Source organism: Streptomyces sp. WZ.A104 (genome assembly GCF_002382885.1).
In the GTDB taxonomy this organism is placed as follows: Bacteria; Actinomycetota; Actinomycetes; order Streptomycetales; family Streptomycetaceae; genus Streptomyces.
This window is the reverse complement of the sequence record NZ_NWVL01000010.1, coordinates 113,494-135,529: the sequence shown is the minus strand read 5'-3', so window position 1 is coordinate 135,529 and position 22,036 is coordinate 113,494. Positions and strand designations below refer to the sequence as shown.

Below are 22,036 nucleotides of genomic sequence, written 5' to 3'. Positions count from 1 at the left end.
CGTCGCGGCCGACCCGAGCGCCCTGCACGCACTGCCGCCGGACCCCGCGGCCGCCGGGGCCCCCGGCGCGCGGCCGGTCGTCGGGCACCTCGGGGACCGGCCGCCCACCTACGACGCCGAGCCCGCCGCCCTGCCCTGCGCCACCTCGGACAACCTGGACGGTCTGGTCCCCGACACCGTGCTGGACGGCGCGCGGTACGGGACGTACACCCTGCGCGTCGCGTCCGTGCGGGGCGACTCCGCCCGGTTCCGCGGCGAACCCCGGCGCGACGGGCTGCTCACCGCCCGGTTCGGGGCGGGCGAGAGCGCCCTCGTGCTCGTCGCCGTCGCCGGGGGCGCGCGGGCCAGTGAGGCGGCGCACCTCGCCGCGGCCGACGCCTGCCGCTGGATCGGCGGGGCCGTCGCCCGCAGCCACGCCCGGCTCTCCGAGGACATAGGGGCGGGCCGCCGGGGCGACCTGAAGTCGGGGCTGCACCGGCTCACCGACCGTACCTACGGCAAGCTCCGCGCCCGCGCCGCCGAACTGGGCGTCGAACCCGCCGAGTACACCGCGAGCCTGCGCTGTCTGCTGCTGTCCGCCGACCCCGACTGCCGCACCCGCGTCTTCTTCGGCGTCGGCAGCGGCGGACTGTTCCGGCTCCGCGACGGCCTCTGGCAGGACCTGGAACCCCTGGTTCCGGAGGGCGGCGCCCCACAGGCGGCGGGCGAACAGGAGGAAGGGCCGGACGGGGACCGGCTGACCATGGACCTTCAGATCACGCCCCCGTCGCCGCACGTCCAGGGTTCCGTCCCGCCGCCCGTCCAGCCCTTCCGCTTCCGGGCCTCCGTCGCACGCCCCGGTGACACGCTGCTCCTGTGCAGCAACGGGCTCGCCGAGCCGATGCGCGGCGAGGCGGCGCTCCCGGGAGAGCTGGCCGAGCGATGGGGGACCGGCGGACCGCCCGGGCTGCCGGCCTTCCTCGCCGACACCCAGCTCCGGATCAAGGGGTACGCCGACGACCGCACCTGTGCCGCCGTCTGGGAGGCGTAACCGCGCCCGCCGTGGGTTGATGGACTGCGGAGCCCGATCCGCCGGAGTCTCGGGTTCCGCAGTCCGGACAGCCGAAGTGCACGGAGCACGGGCAAGGAAGGGTGCGCATCCATGGCCAAGCAGAACGTGGCGGAGCAGTTCGTCGACATCCTCGCCAGGGCAGGCGTCAAACGTCTGTACGGTGTCGTCGGTGACAGCCTGAACCCCGTGGTGGACGCCGTCCGGCGTAATCCGTCCATCGACTGGATCCACGTCCGCCACGAGGAGACCGCCGCCTTCGCGGCCGGTGCGGAGGCCCAGGTCACCGGCAGCCTCGCGGCCTGTGCCGGCTCCTGCGGGCCCGGCAATCTGCACCTCATCAACGGCTTGTACGACGCCCACCGCTCCATGGCCCCGGTACTGGCCCTCGCCTCGCACATCCCCTCCAGCGAGATCGGCCTCGGCTACTTCCAGGAGACCCATCCGGAACTGCTGTTCCAGGAGTGCAGCCACTACAACGAGATGATCTCCAACCCGGAACAGATGCCGAGGCTCCTCCAGACGGCGATCCAGCACGCCATCGGGCGCGGCGGCGTCAGCGTCGTCTCGATGCCGGGGGACGTCGCCTCCAAGGCGGCCCCCGAGAAGAGCATCGAGCACGCGCTCGTCACCGAACGGCCGACCGTCCGGCCCGGCGACGACGAGATCGACCAGCTCTGCCGGATGGTGGACGAGGCCAAACGGGTGACGCTGTTCTGCGGCAGCGGCACCGCCGGGGCGCACCCCGAGGTCATGGAGTTCGCCGGGAAGATCAAGTCACCGGTCGGGCACGCCCTGCGCGGCAAGGAGTGGATCCAGTACGACAATCCGTACGACGTGGGGATGAGCGGGCTGCTCGGCTACGGCGCCGCCTACGAGGCGACCCACGAGTGCGACCTCCTCATCCTGCTCGGCACCGACTTTCCCTACAACGCCTTCCTCCCGGACGATGTGAAGATCGTCCAGGTGGACGTCCGCCCCGAGCGCCTCGGCCGCCGCTCCAAGCTCGACCTCGCGGTCTGGGGCGATGTACGTGAGACCCTGCGCTGTCTGACGCCCCGGGTGAAGCCCAAGACCGACCGCAAGTTCCTCGACCGGATGCTGAAGAAGCATGCGAACGCCCTGGAGGGCGTGGTCAAGGCCTACACCCGCAAGGTCGAGAAGCACACCCCGATCCACCCCGAGTACGTCGCCTCCGTGCTGGACGAAGTCGCCGACCCGGAGGCCGTTTTCACCGTCGACACCGGCATGAACAATGTCTGGGCAGCCCGCTATCTGACGCCCAACGGCAAGCGACGGGTGATCGGTTCGTTCAGCCACGGCTCGATGGCCAACGCACTGCCGCAGGCGATCGGCGCGCAGTTCACCGACCGTGGGCGGCAGGTCGTCGCGATGTCCGGTGACGGCGGATTCTCCATGCTGATGGGCGACTTCCTCACCCTGGTCCAGTACGACCTGCCGGTGAAGGTCGTGCTGTTCAACAACTCCTCCTTGGGCATGGTCGAGTTGGAGATGCTCGTCGCGGGACTGCCCTCGTACGGGACGACGAACAAGAACCCGGACTTCGCCGCGATCGCCCGTGCGGCCGGTGCCTACGGCGTCCGCGTGGAGAAGCCCAAGCAGGTGCAGGGCGCGCTCAAGGACGCGTTCAAGCACAAGGGGCCCGCGCTTGTCGACGTCGTCACCGACCCGAACGCGCTCTCCATCCCGCCGAAGATCAGCGCAGACATGGTCACCGGCTTCGCGCTCTCCGCCAGCAAGATCGTGCTGGACGGCGGAGTGGGCCGGATGCTCCAGATGGCCCGCTCCAACATCCGTAACGTGCCCCGCCCCTGAGCCTCTTCAAGGGTGGGGCGGGTGCTCACGCCGGTGTCAGGCGCACCGTCAGGATCTGGAACGGCCGCAGTTCCAGGACGAGTTCCTCCCCGTCGGTCACCGCCGGGTGCAGCGGCCGCTCCAGCAGGTCGGTGATCCGCGCTCCCGCTACCGGGAAGGACGCCGCCAGCCGCGCCCGCGCCCGGCCGCCCGCCGATTCGTAGAGCCGTACGATCACATCACCGCCGCGGTCGTCGGCGAGCTTGACCGACTCGACCGTCACCGCCGGATGGCCCGTCGCCACGAGCGCGGGCACCACCGGGGCCACCGCCGCCCGCAGCGGAAGGTTCAGCGCCAGCCCCTCCCGTACGGCATCGGTCACCTCCGCGCCGGGCGCGAGTGCGTAGCGGAAGCGGTGCGTGCCGAGATCGGTGAGCGGGTCCGGGCTGTGCGGGGCGCGCAGCAGGGTGAGTCGGACCGTGGTGCCCAGCCCCTCCGGGTGCGGGGTCCGCGTCACCTCGTGCCCGTACGTCGAGTCATTGAGCAGCGCGACACCGTATCCGGGTTCGGCGACCCGCAGCCAGCGGTGCGCGCAGATCTCGAACCGGGCCGCGTCCCACGACGTGTTGTCATGGGTCGCCCGGTGGACATGGCCGAACTGGATTTCGGCGGTGGACCGTTCGGCGTGCACATCGAGGGGGAAGGCCGCCTTGAGGACCTTCTCCGACTCCTGCCAGTCCACCTCGGTCTCGATGTCGAGCTGCCGGCTGCCCGCCGCGAGCCGTAGCTCCTGGACGACGGTGGACCGCCCGAAGGACCGCACCACCCGCACGGCCGCCCGCAACGGGCCCTCCTCCACCAGCGACACGGCATCGGCCGCGGTGAGATCGGTACGGGACCGCCGGTAGTGCCGGTCGATGTCCCAGGCGTCCCAGTGGTTGGGGTGGTCCGGGTGCAGCTGGAGGAGGTTGGCACGGGCGCCCGGGGCCAGTACCTCACGCCCGGCGGCCACGTCGTACACGGAAGCGATCAGCCCGTCGCCGTCCACCCCGACCCGCAGCAGTCCGTTGTCCAGCACGATTCCGCGGCCGCCGGACGCCTCCGCCGTCACCGGGAGCTCCGGGACCGCCGCACCGTCCAGCGGGCCCGCGCCGAGCCCCGGACTCCGGGCGAGCACCGCCGCCCGGCCCTCGCCCAGTTCCTGGACCTGGGCCCCGGACGGCAGCACCCCGGCCGCCTCGGCGTCCAGCTCGATCACCTGAACGCGTTCGTACGGAGAGGAGTTGAGCGCCACCATGGCCTCGGCCGGGCCCAGTGAGGTCACCGCGTCCGCCACGATGTCCGCCAGCTCGGCACGCACCTCCTCGTAGGTCTCCCGCGCCTCGCGGTGCACCCAGGCGATCGACGAGCCGGGCAGGATGTCGTGGAACTGGTGCAGCAGCACCGTCTTCCACACCTGGTCGAGACGCCCGTGGGGATAGGTGTAGGCGGGGGAGCGCAGGGCGGCCGCCGTCGCCCACAACTCCGCCTCCCGCAGCAGGTGTTCACTGCGGCGATTGCCCTGCTTCGTCTTCGCCTGCGTGGTGTACGTCCCCCGGTGCAGCTCCAGATACAGCTCGCCCGACCAGACGGGTGCCTGCTTCCCGTACTCCTCCTCGGCCGCGGCGAAGAAGACCGAGGGCCTCTCGACCGTCACCCGGGGTGAGCCCTCCAGGTCGCGCAGTCTGCGGGCCCGCTCCAGCATCTCGCGGGTCGGACCGCCGCCGCCGTCGCCCCAGCCGAACGGGACCAGGGAGCGGGTGGCCCGGCCCTTGTCGGCGAAATTCCGCTCGGCGTCAGCCAGTTGGCCGGCGTTGAGCTGGGCGTTGTAGGTGTCGACGGGCGGGAAGTGGGTGAAGACCCGGGTGCCGTCGATGCCCTCCCACCAGAAGGTGTGGTGCGGCATCCTGTTGTGCTGGTTCCACGACAGCTTCTGGGTGAGGAACCACCGCACCCCGGCCAGCCGTGCCAGTTGGGGGAAGGCGGCGGTGTAGCCGAAGGAGTCGGGGAGCCAGATCTCCTCCGTGTCGACACCGAGCTCATCGCGGAAGAACCGCTTGCCGTGGACGAGTTGACGCGCCAGCGCCTCGCCTCCCGGCAGGTTGGCGTCCGACTCCACCCACATCGAGCCGACCGGTGACCACTGCCCCGCCGCCACGGCCTGCTTGATCCGGTCCCAGATGTGCGGCTGGTGCTCCTTCACCCAGGCGTACTGCTGGGCCTGCGAACACGCGAAGACCAGCTCCGGGTACTCCTTGGCGAGGGCGGTGACATTGGCGAACGTACGGGAGGCCTTGCGGACCGTCTCGCGCAGCGGCCACAGCCAGGCCGAGTCGATGTGTGCGTGCCCGGCCGCCGAGATCCGGTGCGCGCTCGCGGAGGCGGGCCGGGCCAGCACCTCGGCCAGCTCCGCCCGCGCCGCCGCCGCGGTGCCGGAGACCTCGTGCAGGTCCAGCGCGTCGAGCATGGACTCCAGGGCCCGCAGGATCTCGTGCCGCCGCGAGCGGTCGGCCGGCAGCTTGTGCATCAGCTCGGAGAGCACCTCGATGTCCAGGACCAGCTGCCAGACCTCCTCGTCCAGCACCGCGAGGTCGGCCGAGGCGAAGCGGTACAGGGGGCGGTCACCGGAGGTCAGGACGTCACCGAGCGGGGCCGGCTCGAAGCCGTGCTCCAGGACGGCCGGATTGGCCGCAGCCTCCAGGAGCAGAGCGACCGGCCCGGCGCCCGCCGCCGGGCGGGCGACGGTCAGGTGCCGGTTGCGGGGATGAACACCCTTGAGGGGGACGCCCCGATGGTCGTACAGCATCCCCTCCGCCTGGAACCCTGGTCCCTGTCCGGTGAACCCCGGGTCCACGACCGCCTCCACCCGGAGCCCCGCCCAGGCCTCGGGCACTGTTCCTTCGAGCCGGAACCAACTCGTGGACCAGGGCCTTCCCCACTCCGTACCGACCGAGAAGGGTTCGAAGCCCGCGTCCAGGGCCTCACCCACCGGCACCGGCTCGCCCGGCACATGCCACACGGACAGGGCGAGCGGAGTGCGGGCGGCGTACTGCGCCGGGCGGAGGAACTGGTTCAGGGCCCGCTCCAGGCGGCCCTCCACCAGGGTGCGGTCGTCGTGCATCACAGCTCCTCGGGGGAGGGGGGCGTCCTGCGTGGTAGCTCAGTCTCGTGCTCCGGCCGGGGCTGCGCCCGGGTGATGACGGTGTGCGCGGGTGGGGTGTCCCGTGCGCCCCTCACCGCTCCCGCCCATTCACTTATTGATGAGTCGGCAAGCGTGACCGTGTGCGCACAGGGGCATGCATCCCGTGAGGCTGTTCGAGGGGGCAGCCGGACGGAGGAGGTCGGTTCACTGTGCGGGCGGGGGAAATGGCGAAGCGTCAGAAGAGGGCCGGGGTCGTCGAGGGGTGCGGCCCCCGGGGCCGGAGGCCGGGTCAGGCGCCGCAGGCGGCCCGGATGCTCCGCAGAGTGGGTCATGCGGAACGGTCGGCGGTGGGGGAAGTGCGCCGCGAGCTGCGGGAGTTCCTGCGACATCGCTCCTGTCCCCTGGAGCGGACGGAGGAGGCGGAGCTCCTGGTGAGCGAACTGGTGACCAACGCGCTGATCCACACCCGGCACGGGGCGGTCGTCACCGCGACGGCGACACCCGCCACGCTGCGCGTGGAGGTTCAGGACTTTGAAGCGGACCTGCCCGCGCCGTACGTACCGAACGCCGACGACGGTACGCACGGCAGGGGCCTGATCCTGGTCCGCAGCCTGGCCGACGCCTGGGGCGTGGAGGCACGGGCCCTGGGCAAGGTGGTCTGGTTCGAGCTGCACGGCGAAAGGCCCTGAGGGTCCCTCCACCGCGCAGTGAGCTCAGCCGAACTGCTGCTCCAGATCCTTGAGTTTCTGTTCCAGTGAATCGAGCCGCGGAAGCGTCTGGGTGTCGTCCTCGGCGGTGAGGTCGACCGTCCGCGGGTCATGTCCCTGGTTCGAAGCGTCCAGGCTCTTCGAGCTCGAACCGTCCGCCGACGGCTTCGGGCCGACGGCTTGCAGGGATGGCCGGGGTCGCAGAGGCAGCTGTCCCGGCTCTGCTATGGCAGGCTCCGCGACGGGCGGCGGGGCGCCGCCCGAAGCCGGGGGGAGGCTCTGGACCTCCATCCGGTGGCCGGTGCGGCCGCGTCCCCAGGCGCGGTTCTGCCGGTTCAGGGCCTTGATGCGGGCCCGGTCCAGCTTCGCCTGCTCCCTTCGGCGCAGCCGGTTCTGCTCCTGCTCCTTGCGGTCCTCCCGCACCTCGTCGACCGCCTCGTCCAGCGTGCGTACACCTTCGAGGAGCATCAGCGACCAGGCGCCGAAGGTCTCCCGGGGCGCCCGCAGCCAGCGGACGATCCGGATCTGCGGCAACGGACGGGGCACCAGGCCCTGTTCGCGCAGCGCGGCCCGGCGGGTCTGCTTCAGCGCGCGGTCGAAGAGCACCGCGGCCGAGAGGGACATCCCGGCGAAGAAGTGCGGAGCGCCCGCGTGGTCCATGCCCCGGGGCGCGTGCACCCAGTTGAACCAGGCGGCGGCCCCGGCGAACGTCCACACCAGCAGCCGGGAGCCGAGTGCCGCGTCTCCGTGGCTCGCCTCCCGTACCGCCAGCACGGAACAGAACATCGCGGCACCGTCCAGCCCGAACGGGACCAGATACTCCCAGCCTCCGGTGAGGTTCAGGTTCTGCCGACCGAAGCCGACGAGCCCGTGGAAGGAGAGCGCGGCTGCGACCGCCGCGCAGCAGAACAGCAGGACGTACGAGGCGGTGGCGTAGAGCGCTTCCTTGCGTCTGCGGCGTTCCTCGCTGCGTTCCCAGGAGTCGTCGGCCGCGGCCTTGCCGGCGGCACGCTTGCCGCGTGCGACCACCGTCACCGCCGCCATGACCCCCACGAGCAGCACGGCGCCCGGAAGCAGCCAGTCAAGCGATATGTCGGTCAGTCTCATGCGCGGTCCCTTGCGTCACGTAGGGCGTTTCGTGCGCCATCGTGACGGAATTCCCGTCCCGCTCCGGGGGTTTCGGGACAAGAGCACGCCATGGGGGTGGGAGAGGCTATCGATGGGTGGAATCTTCTCGAACTCCCGCACGGTTCAATCGGGTTGCGTTCGATTCCTCGTCCTCCGGACGGGCGGTGTGGATCAGGAAGCCGCGGCTGAGGGCTGTCCCGCCCGCCAGGGATTACGGGACAGCCCTCAGCTTCCGCACGCGGTCCGCGTCGCAGGTACGCGGGCAGGTCACACAGGTGTCCTCGGGGCGCAGGGTGTAGAAGAGGCAGCAGCTCGCCCGGTCGCGGGTCGGCAGGGACTGGCCCTCGGGCCCGGTCAGTTCACGGAACCCCGCGGTGCCGACGTACGGCTTCGTGGTGCCGGGGAGCAGCAGCTCCAGCTCGGCCATCGCGCGCCGCTCCTCGCCCAGCAGATGCGCGATGTACCAGAGGCCCTCGACGATCTCGTCCGTCGCCATCCCCCACAGCGCCCGCTTGCCGCGCCGCATGCGTGGTCCGAAGCCCTCCAGGACGGGTGCGAGGTGCTCGGTCAGGGAAGCCAGGACCTCCGCCCGCAGTGCCGCCTCGTCCGGGACGACCTTGGCCCCGGGGAGTCCGGCCGCCGGGTCGTCCGGCAGGCAGGCGAACTCCCTCACCCGCACGGTCAGGTGCCCCAGCGCCCGCTGGAAGGAGACGTCCTCGACCGGGATGCGCACCACCCGCCGCTGGAGGAACCAGGGCACCGTGACCAGCAGGCAGGCGGGCCAGGCATACCGGTGCAGACCGAAGCTGGCCACCACGTCCGGGCGGGCCTGCTGGCCGTAGTCGCGCAGCACCTGGGCGTTGTCCCAGGCCAGGAAGGTGTCCACGGCGGCCCCGCCGGCTGCCAGCTCGGCCGCGCCGACCCAGCCCGCACCGGACGGAGCGACCGCGTCGCCGTCGAGCACGTCGGCGCGCAGACCGGGGAAGACCTCGGTCAGTCGGGCGTACGCGGCGGTCACGGGGGACGTCGCGGTACCGGTGAACGGCGGGGAGAGGGTCATGCAGGGACCACCGAATCGGGATCGTGTGCAGGTAAGGCTTACCTTACCCGATGCCGTCGATGTTTGAACTGCAGCCTCCTGCCTCTATCGTGCACAGGAGGTTCGGCGTACGCGAGTCGGCCCGCGGCAGGTGGAGGAGGTCCCGGTGGAGCAGGGCAGCGCGCGCGAGGGCGCACGTCCGGCGTACGCTCCCGGCGCGACCCCGCGCACGCAAGAAGCGGAGGGCCGGGTGCCGCATCAGGCGCGCGGCGAGGCCTCCGCCCGGGGCGAGCACACCCACAGTGAACCGCCCGCCCCCCGGGTGGTGCGGCGCCACTCCGTCCGGGGCCAGATTCTGGAGTCCCTGCGCGCCGCGCTCGTCGACGGCGAGCTGATCCCCGGCCAGGTGTACTCCGCCCCGGTCCTCGGCGGCCGCTTCGGGGTCTCCGCGACGCCGGTGCGCGAGGCGATGCAGCAGCTGGCCCTCGAAGGCGCCGTCGAGGTCGTGCCGAACCGCGGCTTCCGGGTCACCGAGCGCGGCCCCCGCGAGCTGGCCGAGCTGGCCGAGGTGCGCGCCCTGATCGAGGTCCCGGTGATGCTGCGTCTGGCCCGTACGGTTCCGGTCGCCCGCTGGGGCGTGCTGCGCCCGCTCGCGGACGCCACGGTCGCGGCGGCCGCCGTGGGCGACAGGGCGAGCTACGCCGAGTCCGACCGGGCCTTCCACCGCGCGGTCCTCGCGCTCTCGGGCAACGAGCAGCTGGTCGCGATCGCCGACGAGCTCCACCGGCGCTCCCAGTGGCCGTTGGTCTCGGGTCCCGCCACCCGCCGGGCCGATCTGCTGGCGGACGCGGCCGAGCACACCGCCCTGCTCGACGCCCTCATGGCCCAGGACCTCACCGTCGTCCAGGCCCTGGTCCGCGAGCACTTCGCCGGCGCCGACGGCTGACCGGTACGGCCCGCGTATCCACCCGGCCGCTGTGCGGATAGGGTGTGCCCGCACCGCGCGATCATGATCGTTTCCGCGCGGCGGAGAGCGCGGGAAGCGCGGGAAGCGGGGGCGGGGATGGTTCGTACGGAGTCGGCGACGGTACGAAGACGCGCGCGGGGGCCGGTCGCCGGGGCGCTGGCCGCGGCTGCCCTGGCCGTGGGGCTCGCGGGCTGCTCCGGCGGGGCGGACGACCGTACGCCCCCCGCCCGGACGCCTTCGCCGACGCAGAGCGGGTCCACCGGCGCGCCGACCCCCGGCACGAGCACGTCACCGAGTCCGAGCCCGAGTCGGAGCGCTTCGCCGAGCCCCACCGCCGTCCCCGCTCCCACGGAGACCGCCCCGCCCCGGCCCTCGCCCGCGGCGACCCTGCCCCTGCCGCGCACGGCCAAGCCGGAACCGCCCAAGGCGCCGGTCCCGCCGCCGCCCCGGAACGGCGGCGGCGCGGGCTCCGGGTCCGCCGCCGTACCGCAGAACCCCAACAGGGGCCCGAACCCGCCGCCCGCGCCGCCGCGCCCGACCCCGAAGCCGGACTGGACCGACGCGCGCTGGAGACCGGGAGACCCGGTCGACGACCGCACCCAGGGCTGACCGACGCCGGCCCGGGTCCGTACCAGCCAGGGCCACCCCGCCCCGTACCAGCCGGGCCGGAACCCGTGTGAGCCCGGCCTCGGACCGCAGGGGCCCGGCCCGGAGCCGGCCCGCCCGCCTCAGCTCGCCTCGGCCGTCCGCTGGGCCGGAGGTCCCAGGTACGGGGCCAGCCAGGTGGGCACGCCGCCGAGGAGGCGGAACAGCCGCCCGGCCTCGGCGCGCAGCCGGGCCGCCTCCGGTTCCGGCTCCGCCCCCGCGAGGGAGATCAGGGCCGGGGCCGTACCGACCAGGAAGCCCAGCTCCTCGCGTATCCGCAGGGACTCCGCGAAGCCGTGCCGGGCCTCCGCCAGCTCGCCCTCCCGCAGGGCCAGGGCGGCCAGATGCCGCCAGGTGGACGACAGCAGCAGCTCGTCGCCCTGGTTGGCCGCCCCGGCGTGCGCCCGGCGGAACGCGGCGCGCGCCGACTGCGGCGAGTCCGCGATGTTCTGGGCGATCAGCCCGCGCCGGAAGTCCAGCAGCGGTCGCGCGGGGGACGCGGGGGCCAGCAGGGCCGCCGACCGGCTGAGCGCCACGCTCGCCTCGTCGGCCCGGTCCCGTACCGCGAGGAGCGTCGAGGCGTACGCCAGGTGCCCCCGCTCGCAGGCGGCCGCACCGCGTTCGTCGTCGGTGCGGGCGATGGCCTCCGCCGTGCGCAGCGCGTCCTCGGCGTCGGTCCAGCCCTGTCCGGTGTACAGACACCGTTCGGTCAGCAAAGCGGTGCGCTGGAGCGCGGCCGCCGGGTCGGTCGCCGCATGCGGCTCCAGCAGGGCGGCCGCGTCCAGCCAGCAGGCGCGGGACCGCAGCCGCCATACCGCTGTCTGGAGCGGCGGATCGTCATCTGCTGTCGTTCCGGAACCAGACATGGCGGTATGCGCCACATTGCCCTCCCCGAGCGCGCCATTGTGCTGTTGAGTGCTTGAGTACCGCCGCATCTCAGCACGGATTGGCACGCCGGGCCAAGGGGTCCGGACAATGTCAGGTGAAAGAATTCACAATCGGCGGGAACTCGACGGAGGCCGGGAGGACCCCCACGCGGGCCGGAGGATCAGCTCATGCGCAGGGCGAGGAAGAAGTCGAGCTTGTCCTCCAGGCGCGAAAGGTCACGCCCCGTCAACTGCTCGATACGCCCGACGCGGTAGCGCAGTGTGTTGACGTGGAGGTGCAGCCGGGCCGCGCAGCGGGTCCAGGACCCGTCGCAGTCCAGAAAGGCCTCCAGCGTCTCGATCAGCTCCGCGCGGTGGCGCCGGTCGTAGTCGCGCAGCGGGTCCAGCAGCCGGGCGGTGAAGGCGCGCCGGACGTCGTCGGGGACGAACGGCAGCAGCAGCACGTGCGAGGCCAGCTCGTGGTGACCGGCCGCGCAGACCCGCCCCGGACGGGCCGCGGCCACCCGGCGGGCGTGCCGGGCCTCCTCCAGCGCGCCGCGCAGCCCTTCGGCGGAATGCACAGCCGCGCTGACACCCAGTGTCAGCCGGCCGTCGTCGGCGAGCCCGGCCGAGAGCGGTTCGCGGACGGCGGCCAGCAGGGCGTCGGCGTGCAGCGCGGGGTCCCCGTCGGCCGTCTCGGCGTCTTCGTCGGACTCCGCGCCGAGGCCCTGCCCTGCCTCCTCCCCGGCCTCCGGAAGGGGGGCGGTGAGGGCGGGCAGCGGGACGAGGGCGATGGCCTCCTCGCCCGTGTGGGCGACGGCGATCCGGTCGGCGGAGTCGGGGCCGCTGACTGCCGGGTCGACGAGGATCTCCTCCAGCAGCGCCTGGGCCACCGGGCCGCTCGCGATCTCCCCGGCCGCAGGAGCCGTGGAGCCCGTGATGACCGCCGAGCCCTGGGCGGAGGCCGCCTCGGGGGCGGTCCAGTCGACCCGGGCCACCACGACCTGCCACTGCGGGGCCACCCCCAGCCCGGGCAGCAGGACCGGTGCGGCGACCCGCAGCCTGGCGGCGATCTCGGCCGGTGCGGCGCCCGTCTGGACCAGCTCCAGGACCTCCTGGGCGAGCCTGCGGCGTACCGTACGGGCCGCGTCGCGGCGGTCGCGTTCGACCGCGATCAGCTGGGTGACGCCCTGGAGCAGGTCGAGCCGGGGCGCCGGCCAGTCCGACGCGTCCGCCTCGACGGCCAGCAGCCAGTCCGAGAGCACCGACTCCCGTACGTCGCGGGCGGCCGGGACCGCGCCCCGGCCGGTGTTGCGGATCGGGAAGAGCGAGTACGTCGTACCGGCGACGGACGCCCGGTGCGGGCCCCGGCGGCCGGTGCGGGTGGCCGCCAGATGGTGCCCGGCCAGGGTCGCGCCCAGCGGTCCGGGCAGCGGTTCGCCCGCGCCGGCGATCTGCCGGCCGGTGGGGGACAGCACCCAGGCCCGCAGGTCCAGGTCGGAGGTGAGCAGATCCAGGACGACCTCGGGGCCGCCGCCCGCCGGGCCCGCGGTCATCAGCCTGCGGTGCCGGTCCACCACGGCCGCCAGATCGCCCGCCCGCTCGCCGGAGACCTGGCGCACGACATGCTCGGTGATGGTTGCAAAGGCCACGGTCTCGTGCACGGCGAAGAGTGGGAGGCGGTGGTGCAGACACGCCTCGACCAGGTCGGCGGGGATGTCGCCGAGCTCCGCCTCACCGGCCGCGAGACCGGCCACCCCGGCGCCCGCCAGGATGCGGACGAACGGCTCGGAGTCCGCCGCGTCCCGGCGCCAGGCGAGGCCCGTCAGCACCAGCTCGCCGCCGGAGAGGTAGCGGCTGGGGTCGCGCAGGTCGGTCGTCATGACGCCCCGGACCGTGCGGTCCAGCTCGTCCTCGCCGCCGAGCAGCCGCAGGCCCAGCGCGTCGGTCTCCAGCAGTGCGCGCAGCCGCATCTCGTCGCCGCCGATCTTTTCCGTAGGGGAGGAGCAGGTGGATGAAGGGGTTCGTGGGTGGGGGAGCGGTGAGGTCGGGGGGTATCTGTGAATTGCGGTGAGGTTACTGATCTCCGCCATTCGTTCGAATCTACAAGACAAGGGCGGAGACCAGCCAACTCCTTCAGTGTTTCGGTGACTGCACCGGTCGGAGCTGGGCTTGTGTACTGGGCCACACAGAACATGAACGCCACGTGAACGAGCCAGACAAGCCAGAACGAGCCAGTCGAGGGCCGGCCGTCCCCAGCCCCAGCGAACGACCCGATTGAGAAGAAGAGAGCCACTCATGGACTTCCTTCGCCCCGCCAGCTGGGAGGAGGCGCTCGCCGCCAAGGCCGAGCACCCCACGGCCGTGCCCATCGCGGGCGGCACCGATGTGATGGTCGAGATCAACTTCGACCACCGGCGGCCCGAGTACCTCCTGGACCTGAACCGCATCGGTGAGCTGTCCGAGTGGGAGGTGGGCCAGGAGAGCGTGCGGCTCGGCGCCTCCGTGCCGTACAGCAGCATCATGGACCACCTGCGGGCCGAGCTGCCCGGCCTGGCGCTCGCCTCGCACACCGTCGCCTCGCCGCAGATCCGCAACCGCGGCGGCGTCGGGGGCAACCTCGGCACCGCCTCGCCGGCGGGTGACGCCCATCCGGCGCTGCTCGCCGCGGGCGCCGAGGTCGAGGCCGAATCCGTACGCGGAATCCGGCTGATTCCTATCGACGCTTTCTACACAGGCGTCAAGCGCAACGCCCTGGAGCCGGACGAGCTGATCCGGGCCGTGCACATCAAGAAGGCCGACGGGCCGCAGCAGTACTCCAAGGTCGGCACCCGTAACGCGATGGTCATCGCCGTCTGCGCCTTCGGCCTCGCGCTGCACCCCGAGACCCGCACCGTGCGCACCGGCATCGGCTCCGCCGCCCCGACGCCCATCCGGGCCAAGGAGGCCGAGAGCTTCCTGAACGCCGCGCTCGAAGAGGGCGGGTTCTGGGAGAGCGGCAAGATCATCACCCCCGCGATCGCCAAGCAGTTCGCCGCTCTCGCATCCGGCGCCTGCAACCCGATCGACGACGTACGCGGCACGGCGAAGTACCGCAGGCACGCGGTCGGCATCATGGCGCGCCGCACGCTCGGCTGGACCTGGGAGCAGTACCGCGGCGCGGGCCGCACGCTGGAAGGAGCTGCGTAACCATGCGAGTCAATTTCACGGTCAACGGCCGTCAGCAGGAAGCCGACGACGTGTGGGAGGGCGAGTCCCTCCTGTACGTCCTGCGTGAGCGCATGGGCCTGCCCGGCTCGAAGAACGCCTGCGAGCAGGGCGAGTGCGGCTCCTGTACGGTCCGCCTGGACGGCGTCCCCGTCTGTTCCTGTCTGGTCGCCGCCGGTCAGGTCGAGGGCCGCGAGGTCGTCACCGTCGAGGGCCTGGCCGACTACGCCAAGCACCGCGAGGACGCCCACCCGGGCGGCGGCTGCGCCTCCGGCGCGTGCGGCACCACCCTGGACGCCGCCAAGCGCTGGCAGGCCCGGCCCGCCGACGGCCAGACGGGCGAGGCGGCCCCGCTCTCCCCGATCCAGCAGGCGTTCATCGATGCCGGAGCCGTCCAGTGCGGCTTCTGCACCCCCGGCCTCCTCGTCGCCGCCGACGAGCTGCTGGAGAACACCCCCTCGCCGTCCGACCAGGACATCCGTGAGGCGCTCTCCGGCAACCTGTGCCGCTGCACCGGCTACGAGAAGATCCTCGACGCGGTCCGCCTCGCGGCCGCCCGTCAGGAAGAGGCGGTCCAGTCATGACCACGTCCCCGAAGGCCCAGACCGTACCGGCGGGCACCCCCACCGAGATCACCCAGGGTTCGCCCACCAAGGGCGGCATCGGCGAGTCCACGCTCCGCCCCGACGGCACCCTGAAGGTCACCGGAGAGTTCGCGTACTCCTCCGACATGTGGCACGAGGACATGCTGTGGGGCCAGACGCTGCGCTCCACCGTCGCGCACGCGGAGATCGTCTCCATCGACACCTCCGAGGCGCTGGCGACGTCCGGCGTCTACGCGGTGCTGACCTACGACGACCTCCCGGCCGAGATGAAGAACTACGGCCTGGAGATCCAGGACACCCCGGTTCTCGCCCACGGCAAGGTCCGCCACCACGGTGAGCCGGTCGCCATCGTGGCCGCCGACCACCCGGAGACCGCGCGCCGCGCCGCCGCGAAGATCAAGATCGAGTACCGGGAACTGCCCGTCGTCACCGACGAGGCCTCCGCGCTCGCCGACGACGCGCCGCTGGTCCACGAGGGCCGCACGGACGAGTACATCAAGTACGTCCCGCACGCGAACGTCGTGCACAACCAGCCGATCATCCGCGGCGACGCGGAGAAGGCCGCCGAGCGGGCCGACGTCATCGTCAAGGGCGAGTACACCTTCGGCATGCAGGACCAGGCCTTTCTCGGCCCCGAGTCCGGCCTCGCCGTGCCCTCCGAGGACGGCGGCGTCGAGCTGTACGTCGCCACCCAGTGGCTGCACTCGGACCTCGAACAGATCGCCCCGGTCCTCGGCCTCCCCGAGGAGAAGGTCCGTATGACGCTCTCCGGCGTCGGCGGCGCCTTCGGCGGTCGCGAGGACATCTCGATGCAGATCCACGCCTGCCTGCTGGCGCTCCGCACCGGCAAGCCCGTCAAGATCGTCTACAACCGGTTCGAGTCCTTCTTCGGCCACGTCCACCGGCACCCGGCGAAGCTCTACTACGAGCACGGCGCCACCAAGGACGGCAAGCTCACGCACATGAAGTGCAGGATCGTCCTGGACGGCGGCGCCTACGCCTCCGCCTCCCCGGCGGTCGTCGGCAACGCCTCCTCGCTCTCGGTCGGCCCGTACAGGATCGAGGACGTCGAGATCGAGGCGGTCGCCCTCTACACCAACAACCCGCCCTGCGGCGCGATGCGCGGCTTCGGCGCGGTCCAGGCCTGCTTCGCCTACGAGGCGCAGATGGACAAGCTCGCCGCGAAGCTGGACATGGACCCGGTCGAGTTCCGGCAGCTCAACGCCATGGAGCAGGGCACCCTGCTGCCCACCGGACAGGCCTGTGACTCGCCGGCCCCGGTCGCCGAGCTGCTGCGCCTGGTCAAGGCCCGGCCGCTGCCGCCCGAGCAGGAGTGGCTGACGGCGGGCAGCGAAGGCACCGCCGTCGATGTCCGCTCGCTGCCCGGCGGGCTCTCCAACACCACGCACGGCGAAGGCGTCGTCCGAGGCGTCGGCTACGCGGTGGGCCTGAAGAACGTCGGCTTCTCCGAGGGCTTCGACGACTACTCCACCGCCCGCGTACGGATGGAGGTCATCAACGGCGAGCCGGTCGCGACCGTGCACACCGCGATGGCCGAGGTCGGACAGGGCGGCGTCACCGTGCACGCCCAGATCGCCCGTACCGAACTCGGCGTCAACCAGGTCACCATCCACCCCGCCGACACCCAGGTCGGCTCCGCCGGATCCACCTCCGCCTCCCGCCAGACGTACGTCACCGGCGGCGCGGTCAAGAACTCCTGCGAGGCCGTCCGGGAACAGGTCCTGGAGATCGGCCGCCGCAAGTTCGGCACCTACCACCCGGCCTGGGCCACCGCCGAACTACTCCTGGAGGGCGGCAAGGTCATCACCGACGGCGGTGAAGTGCTCGCCGACCTGGCCGACGTGCTGGAGGACGAGGCGATCGACATCGAGCTGGAGTGGCGCCACCGGCCCACCGTGGCGTTCGACAAGCGCACCGGACAGGGCAACGGCCACGTCCAGTACTCCTTCGCCGCGCACCGCGCGGTCGTCGAGGTCGACACCGAACTCGGCCTGGTCAAGGTCATCGAACTGGCTTGCGCCCAGGACGTCGGCAAGGCGCTCAACCCGCTCTCCGTCCTCGGCCAGATCCAGGGCGGCACGCTCCAGGGCATGGGCGTCGCCGTCATGGAGGAGATCATCGTCGACCCGAAGACCGCGAAGGTGCGCAACCCCTCCTTCACGGACTACCTCCTCCCCACGATCCTCGACACGCCGACGATCCCGGTCGACGTGCTCGAACTCGCCGACGAGCACGCCCCGTACGGGCTGCGCGGCATCGGCGAGGCCCCCACCCTGTCGTCCACCCCGGCCGTCCTCGCGGCGATCCGGAACGCGACCGGGCTTGAGCTCAACAGGACACCGGTACGCCCCGAGCACCTCACCGGCACCTGAGAGCCTGCCGGGTGATCTCCCACCGGTCATCACCCGTCAGTTTCTGAGCGGTCCCCCCGACTCTCCGGGCGGTGTGCTGAGCCGAGAACGTCACACTTTTCCGCATCCCGCACCGCCCGGAGACACCAAGCACCGCACCGCTCGCGGTTCTTCGCCGTGCTTCCCGCACGGCAGCGCCTCACGGACACCCGTGCCTCCGGCACATCCGTATCTGCTTCAACAGTTCGTCCCGGCCGTCCCCGGGTCGTGCGGCCGACGCAGTCATCCCAAATCCCGCATTCAGGAATCTCCACGCGGGTGCCCCTGTGAACCTTGGGAGTCAGGCATCATGACCCAGCAGTCAGTGGAACCGAAGACCAGCGCGGAGGCCGCGGGCCCCGGCTCGCGCGTCCCCGCCGGAAGATCATGGCTCGACCGTTACTTCCACATATCCGAACGAGGCTCCACGGTCGCGCGCGAAGTGCGCGGCGGCGTCACGACCTTCATGGCCATGGCGTACATTCTCCTCCTCAACCCGCTGATCCTCGGCGGGGAGGACGTCAACGAAGACCTCCTCAGCCAGAGCGGCCTGATCACCGCGACCGCCTTCGCGGCGGCCGCGACGACCCTGCTCATGGGCTTCGTCGGCAAGGTGCCCCTGGCGCTCGCCGCCGGACTCAGCGTCTCCGGTGTGCTCGCCTCGCAGGTCGCGCCCAGCATGACCTGGCCGCAGGCCATGGGCATGTGTGTGATCTACGGTGTGGTGATCTGTCTCCTGGTGGTCACCGGCCTCCGCGAGATGATCATGAACGCGATCCCGCTCGCGCTCAAGCACGGCATCACCATGGGCATCGGGCTCTTCATCGCCCTCATCGGCCTCTACAAGGCGGGCTTCGTCCACAAGGGCGAGGCGACCCCCGTCTCCCTCGGCCCGGCCGGTGAACTGGCCGGCTGGCCCGTTCTGATCTTCTGCGTGACGCTCCTGCTGATCTTCATGCTCCAGGCGCGCAACATCCCCGGCGCGATCCTGATCGGCATCATCGTCGGCACCATCGCCGCCATCGCCGTCAACGCGATCGTCGACATCGACGGCAAGGCCTGGAGCAGCGGCCCGCCCGCCCTGGAGGGCAGCGCGGTCGCCATGCCCGACTTCTCGCTCTTCGGGAACGTCGAGTTCGGCGGCTGGGGCGACGTCGGCGTGATGACCGTCGGCATGATCGTCTTCACCCTGGTGCTGGCGGGCTTCTTCGACGCGATGGCCACCATCATCGGCGTCGGCACCGAGGCCAAGCTCGCCGACGAGAAGGGCCGCATGCCGGGCCTGTCCAAGGCGCTGTTCGTCGACGGCGCGGGCGGTGTCATCGGCGGTGTCGCCTCCGGCTCCGGCCAGACGGTCTTCGTCGAGTCGGCCACCGGCGTCGGCGAGGGGGCCCGGACCGGGTTCGCGTCGGTCGTCACCGGCCTGTTCTTCGCCGCATGCCTCTTCTTCACCCCGCTCACCGCGATCGTCCCGACCGAGGTGGCCTCCGCCGCCCTCGTCGTCATCGGCGCGATGATGATGCAGAACGCCCGGCACGTGGACTGGAGCGACCGCTCGGTCGCCATCCCGGTCTTCCTGACCGTGGTCCTGATGCCCTTCACCTACACCATCACCACCGGTGTCGCCGCGGGTGTCATCTCGTACACCGCCATCAAGGTCGCCCAGGGCCGGGCCCGAGAGATCGGGGCCTTCATGTGGGGGCTCACCGTGATCTTCATCGTCTTCTTCGCCCTCAACCCGATCGAGAGCTGGCTCGGCGTCCACTGACGCCCGGCCTCCCTTCACGCCTGAGGAGACACGTGATGCTGGACATCGCCGAAGAGCTGCACCGGTGGGTCTCGCAGGGACGCGAGTTCGCCGTCGCCACCGTGGTCGCGGTCGGCGGCAGCGCGCCCCGGCAGCCCGGTGCCGCGCTCGCCGTCGACCGGGACGGCACGGCCATCGGGTCGGTCTCCGGCGGATGCGTGGAGGGTGCGGTCTACGAACTGTGCCAACAGGCCCTCGATGACGGCAATTCCGTTCGCGAGCGCTTCGGCTACAGCGACGAGGACGCCTTCGCGGTCGGCCTGACCTGCGGCGGCATCATCGACATCCTGGTCACACCGGTACGGGCGGACGACCCTGCCCGCCCGGTGTTCGCCGCCGCGCTCGCGGCCGCCGCCGAGGGGACGGCGGCCGCCCTGGCGCGGATCACGGACGGGCCCGAGGAACTGCTCGGGCTCCCGCTCCTGGTCCGCCCCGACGGCAGTTACGAGGGCGGGCTCGGCGGCCACCCGGCGCTCGACCGGACCGCCGCCGCCGAGACCCGGGCCCTGCTGGACGCGGGCCGCACCGGACCGCTCGCCATCGGTGAGGAGGGCTCCCGCTGCGGCCGGCCCGTCCAGCTCCTGGTCGAGTCGAGCGTGCCGCCGCCCCGCATGATCGTGTTCGGCGCCATCGACTTCGCGGCGGCGCTGGTGCGGGCCGGGAAGTTCCTCGGCTACCGGGTGACCGTCTGCGACGCCCGACCGGTTTTCGCCACCGCGGCGCGCTTCCCGGAGGCCGACGAGATCGTCGTCGAATGGCCCCACCGCTACCTCGCCGCAACGGACACCGACGCCCGCACCGTGCTCTGCGTCCTCACGCACGACGCCAAGTTCGACGTACCGCTGCTGGAGGCCGCCCTGCGCCTCCCGGTCGCCTACGTCGGGGCGATGGGCTCGCGCCGCACCCACCTGGAGCGCAACGAACGGCTGCGCGAGGTCGGCCTCGGCGACCGTGAACTGGCCCGGCTGCACTCGCCGATCGGCCTGGACCTCGGAGCCCGTACGCCGGAGGAGACGGCGCTGTCCATCGCCGCCGAGATCGTCGCGGTGCGGCGCGGCGGCAGCGGCGTACCGCTCACCGGGGCGCACACCCCCATCCACCACGACGGCAGCGGACAGCCACTCGCCTCGGTGGCCTGAGGTGCCCTGAAACACCGGTGGCCCGGGGTGGCCTGAAAGATCCGTCCGCGCCGAGCGGTTGACCGCCACAGCGGTGCCACACCTGGTCCCGCACTCCGCCCGGGGGACGGGACCAGGTACGTGCGTCAGGCCTCGGCGACCACGGGTGCGGGTGACCGGCCGAACCGGGCCGGCAGATGCCAGACCCGCTTCAGGTCCTGCGCGTCGTGGCGCCCGGCCCGGACCGCGTCGCCGCGGAGACATGCCGCAGAGCGTTCTGCCGGGGCGAGCGGGGGTGGGCGTCCATCGCCACAGTCTGCCCGGCACCCTTCCGAGGGCGCACGCCCATTCCGCCCGGCCGGGGCAGGGCTAGGGGCATGGCGGTCGCGCACGGCCGTTGCGGTTGGATGAGCCCATGAGCGTTCACGACGTGGCCCGCAGGCTGCCGGGCATACCCGCCCTCACCGATCTCTGCCGTTCCCTGGCGATGCTGGACGCGATCCTGCAGCCGGAGTGGGACCACCGCTGGCACAGCTTCGACGCGCGGTGGTCGCCCACGGAGGTGATGGCCGCGATGCGGGACGGGTCGGGAGGCGAGTACTCCGTGGTCTTCTCCGCCGCTGGCGCCTACGCGCGCGGGTTCGACCACGAGTCCCCGATGAGCCCCTACGTGAACGACGCGCCCTGGCCCGGAGTGCTCGACGAGGTGCCCGCTGTTTTCCGCCCTTACGTGGACGAGCCGTCGTTCGCCGACGAGTTCGGCCTGCCCGTGGTCACCGCCTGCCTCTGGCGCGAGGCCGCCGACGACCGTTGGCGGGCGGGCAGTGTCGAGTTCCCGGAGGACGGTGAGGACTCCGACGGCGCCGACTGGCTCTTCGAGCTCCTTGTCGCGGGCACCCCCGAGTCGTACCAGGAGTGGGCGGAGGACTGCTTCGAGGTCTCCGTCGACCTCGAAGCGGTCCGTCACGTCTACGCCCTCCGGCCGCTCACCGACGAGGTCGTCGCCGCTCTCAACCCGGAGCGGGTCCTCGCCGAACTGGCCGAGGACATCAAGGAGATCGGGTACCCGGCCGACGCGGGGGAGTGAGCGGCACCGCCCCCGGCGGCCGTAGCGGTCAGTCCGGCTCCGGGACCGACGCGTCGCGGCGGGCCAGGGCCTCGGCGGCGGGCACCCCGTCGCGGTCCGCCACGGCCAGCCGGGCCCGCACCTCGGCACGCGTGCGGGGGCGGAAGCGCGGCTCCTTGCCGCAGCCGCACACCTCCAGCCCCTCGTAGCGCAGGCCCGCGGCCAGGACGGCCGACACCGCGCCCCAGGCCGCGGTGTCACGGCGCGGCGGTGGGGCGAAGTCGTGACCCGCGCAGAGGAGGGCGCGGCCGCAGTTCGGGCAGGGCTGCTCCCGGTCCTGCGCCGGATGCCGCTTGAAGCTGACGCGGCAACCGACGCAGGCGAAGTGCAGCTTGTACCGGGTCATGGCGTAGTGGCACACAGGGC

Annotated in this window: 17 protein-coding genes; 11 read left to right on the top strand and 6 right to left on the bottom strand. The window is 72.2% G+C overall.

The features are described from left to right. Both CIB93_RS08075 and CIB93_RS08070 read left to right on the top strand, forming a co-directional pair. Positions 1–1,030: protein phosphatase 2C domain-containing protein (locus CIB93_RS08075; RefSeq protein WP_096625518.1), on the top strand; the 1,030-nt coding region annotated here is incomplete at its 5' end. Between the two features lie 111 nt (positions 1,031–1,141). Beyond that, positions 1,142–2,884: a pyruvate dehydrogenase gene (locus tag CIB93_RS08070; RefSeq protein WP_096625516.1), complete on the top strand. Its 1,743-nt coding sequence runs from the start codon at positions 1,142–1,144 to the stop codon at positions 2,882–2,884. A 25-nt stretch (positions 2,885–2,909) separates the two neighbouring features. Here CIB93_RS08070 and CIB93_RS08065 read toward each other — a convergent pair whose 3' ends face one another. Then, entirely contained in the window at positions 2,910–6,023 is a 3,114-nt protein-coding gene (locus tag CIB93_RS08065) for a glycoside hydrolase family 38 C-terminal domain-containing protein (RefSeq protein ID WP_096625514.1), read from the bottom strand. A gap of 344 nt (positions 6,024–6,367) precedes the next feature. On the opposite strand from CIB93_RS08065, the gene CIB93_RS08060 reads away from it, so the two are divergent. Then, positions 6,368–6,733 (top strand): ATP-binding protein, encoded by a 366-nt coding sequence (locus CIB93_RS08060; protein WP_096625512.1) that lies wholly within the window; start codon positions 6,368–6,370, stop codon positions 6,731–6,733. A 24-nt stretch (positions 6,734–6,757) separates the two neighbouring features. On the opposite strand, the gene CIB93_RS08055 is transcribed toward CIB93_RS08060, so the two are convergent. Together CIB93_RS08055 and CIB93_RS08050 are read right to left on the bottom strand one after the other, a co-directional pair. Further along, positions 6,758–7,858, bottom strand: a complete 1,101-nt coding sequence (locus CIB93_RS08055) for a DUF2637 domain-containing protein (protein WP_096625510.1) — start codon at positions 7,856–7,858, stop codon at positions 6,758–6,760. Between the two features lie 232 nt (positions 7,859–8,090). Beyond that, complete coding sequence (locus CIB93_RS08050) at positions 8,091–8,939, bottom strand: (2Fe-2S)-binding protein (RefSeq protein WP_096625508.1); 849 nt, start codon at positions 8,937–8,939, stop codon at positions 8,091–8,093. A 145-nt stretch (positions 8,940–9,084) separates the two neighbouring features. Between CIB93_RS08050 and CIB93_RS08045 the strand changes: the two genes are divergently transcribed. Both CIB93_RS08045 and CIB93_RS37405 read left to right on the top strand, forming a co-directional pair. Next, positions 9,085–9,864, top strand: coding sequence for a GntR family transcriptional regulator (locus CIB93_RS08045; RefSeq protein WP_096625540.1), 780 nt, complete (start codon positions 9,085–9,087; stop codon positions 9,862–9,864). A gap of 117 nt (positions 9,865–9,981) precedes the next feature. Continuing rightward, complete coding sequence (locus CIB93_RS37405) at positions 9,982–10,494, top strand: hypothetical protein (RefSeq protein ID WP_143660010.1); 513 nt, start codon at positions 9,982–9,984, stop codon at positions 10,492–10,494. Between the two features lie 119 nt (positions 10,495–10,613). Here CIB93_RS37405 and CIB93_RS08040 read toward each other — a convergent pair whose 3' ends face one another. Then, entirely contained in the window at positions 10,614–11,396 is a 783-nt protein-coding gene (locus CIB93_RS08040; RefSeq protein WP_096625506.1) for a hypothetical protein, read from the bottom strand. 182 nt (positions 11,397–11,578) lie between these two features. Then, positions 11,579–13,369 carry a PucR family transcriptional regulator ligand-binding domain-containing protein gene (locus tag CIB93_RS08035; protein WP_096625504.1) on the bottom strand — a complete coding sequence of 597 codons (1,791 nt, stop codon included), beginning with the start codon at positions 13,367–13,369 and terminating at the stop codon, positions 11,579–11,581. Between the two features lie 325 nt (positions 13,370–13,694). Here CIB93_RS08035 and CIB93_RS08030 point away from each other — a divergent pair, with 325 nt between their 5' ends. From CIB93_RS08030 to CIB93_RS08000, 6 genes are all read left to right on the top strand, one after another. Next, a complete protein-coding gene (locus CIB93_RS08030; protein WP_096625502.1) occupies positions 13,695–14,585 on the top strand; it encodes a xanthine dehydrogenase family protein subunit M in 891 nt (296 codons plus the stop codon). Positions 14,586–14,587: 2 nt separating this feature from the next. Next, entirely contained in the window at positions 14,588–15,187 is a 600-nt protein-coding gene (locus CIB93_RS08025) for a (2Fe-2S)-binding protein (protein ID WP_096625500.1), read from the top strand. Further along, on the top strand, positions 15,184–17,601 hold the full coding sequence (gene pucD, locus CIB93_RS08020; RefSeq protein ID WP_096625498.1) for a xanthine dehydrogenase subunit D: 2,418 nt from the start codon (positions 15,184–15,186) through the stop codon (positions 17,599–17,601). Before CIB93_RS08025 ends, pucD begins: the two co-directional genes overlap by 4 nt. 328 nt (positions 17,602–17,929) lie before the next feature. After that, positions 17,930–19,387, top strand: coding sequence for an NCS2 family permease (locus CIB93_RS08015; protein ID WP_096625496.1), 1,458 nt, complete (start codon positions 17,930–17,932; stop codon positions 19,385–19,387). 35 nt (positions 19,388–19,422) lie between these two features. Further along, positions 19,423–20,565, top strand: coding sequence for an XdhC family protein (locus tag CIB93_RS08010; protein WP_096625494.1), 1,143 nt, complete (start codon positions 19,423–19,425; stop codon positions 20,563–20,565). A gap of 394 nt (positions 20,566–20,959) precedes the next feature. Then, complete coding sequence (locus CIB93_RS08000; RefSeq protein ID WP_096625490.1) at positions 20,960–21,631, top strand: hypothetical protein; 672 nt, start codon at positions 20,960–20,962, stop codon at positions 21,629–21,631. 28 nt (positions 21,632–21,659) lie between these two features. Here the strand turns inward: CIB93_RS08000 and CIB93_RS07995 are convergent, their stop codons facing one another. Beyond that, positions 21,660–22,031 (bottom strand): hypothetical protein, encoded by a 372-nt coding sequence (locus CIB93_RS07995; RefSeq protein WP_096625488.1) that lies wholly within the window; start codon positions 22,029–22,031, stop codon positions 21,660–21,662. Positions 22,032–22,036 lie beyond the last annotated feature (5 nt).

Coding starts and splice junctions, on each gene's coding strand:
- CIB93_RS08070 (WP_096625516.1), top strand. CDS start 1,142: ATGGCCAAGCAGAACGTGGCGGAGCAGTTCGTCGACATCCTCGCCAGG.
- CIB93_RS08065 (WP_096625514.1), bottom strand. CDS start 6,023: ATGCACGACGACCGCACCCTGGTGGAGGGCCGCCTGGAGCGGGCCCTG.
- CIB93_RS08055 (WP_096625510.1), bottom strand. CDS start 7,858: ATGAGACTGACCGACATATCGCTTGACTGGCTGCTTCCGGGCGCCGTG.
- CIB93_RS08050 (WP_096625508.1), bottom strand. CDS start 8,939: ATGACCCTCTCCCCGCCGTTCACCGGTACCGCGACGTCCCCCGTGACC.
- CIB93_RS37405 (WP_143660010.1), top strand. CDS start 9,982: ATGGTTCGTACGGAGTCGGCGACGGTACGAAGACGCGCGCGGGGGCCG.
- CIB93_RS08040 (WP_096625506.1), bottom strand. CDS start 11,396: ATGTCTGGTTCCGGAACGACAGCAGATGACGATCCGCCGCTCCAGACA.
- CIB93_RS08035 (WP_096625504.1), bottom strand. CDS start 13,369: ATGCGGCTGCGCGCACTGCTGGAGACCGACGCGCTGGGCCTGCGGCTG.
- CIB93_RS08030 (WP_096625502.1), top strand. CDS start 13,695: ATGGACTTCCTTCGCCCCGCCAGCTGGGAGGAGGCGCTCGCCGCCAAG.
- CIB93_RS08025 (WP_096625500.1), top strand. CDS start 14,588: ATGCGAGTCAATTTCACGGTCAACGGCCGTCAGCAGGAAGCCGACGAC.
- pucD (WP_096625498.1), top strand. CDS start 15,184: ATGACCACGTCCCCGAAGGCCCAGACCGTACCGGCGGGCACCCCCACC.
- CIB93_RS08015 (WP_096625496.1), top strand. CDS start 17,930: ATGACCCAGCAGTCAGTGGAACCGAAGACCAGCGCGGAGGCCGCGGGC.
- CIB93_RS08010 (WP_096625494.1), top strand. CDS start 19,423: ATGCTGGACATCGCCGAAGAGCTGCACCGGTGGGTCTCGCAGGGACGC.
- CIB93_RS08000 (WP_096625490.1), top strand. CDS start 20,960: ATGAGCGTTCACGACGTGGCCCGCAGGCTGCCGGGCATACCCGCCCTC.